The following is a 645-nucleotide window of genomic DNA, read 5'->3' on the forward strand; positions in this document are numbered from 1 at the left end:
TGAGACAGCGTGCGCGGTTCGGGTTGCCGTCGGTGGAGAAGGCGTTGGGGTCGTTGCCGTTGGTCGCGGCGTTCGGTTCTCGGCTGCGGATTCGTGACGTTATCGACGGGTTGTGTCCGGTTGATGATCGGTCGGAGTTGACGCATGGCCAGGTCATCGAGGCCCTGGTCGCGAATCGGTTGACCTCGCCGGAGCCGCTGGTGCGGGTGCAGGGGTGGGCCGGCGCGTACGCGGTCGAGGAGGTGTTCGGGATCCGACCGGAGCAGCTCAATGATGACCGGGTCGGGCGGGCCCTCGATGCGATCGCCCTGCAGGTGGACTCGATCGCCGGGTCGGTCGGGGCGCAGGCGATCGAGGTGTTCGGCATCGATGTGTCCCGGATGCACTGGGACATGACATCGATCTCGATGCACGGCGAGTACGAGCAGGTCGACGAGGCGTTCCCGGCGCCGAAGTTCGGGCATCCGAAAGACCGCCGGCCGGACTTGAAACAGGTCCAGGCCGGGATCGCGGTGACCGCCGACGGCGCGGTACCGGTCTTCCACCGGGCGTACGACGGCGGCGCGGGCGAGGTCGCCCAGGTCATCCCGATGATGAAAGCGTTGCAGGAGATCGCCACCTCTCGCCGGATGTTGATCATCGGGG

1 protein-coding gene is annotated in these 645 nt (G+C 67.1%); it reads left to right on the plus strand.

From position 1 onward, the window contains the following. Positions 1–32: 32 nt before the first annotated feature. The coding region (locus tag F8271_RS33675; protein ID WP_225854913.1) for an IS1634 family transposase at positions 33–645 on the plus strand (613 nt) is incomplete at its 3' end.

This window comes from Micromonospora sp. ALFpr18c, from assembly GCF_008868155.1.
GTDB lineage: Bacteria > Actinomycetota > Actinomycetes > Mycobacteriales > Micromonosporaceae > Micromonospora.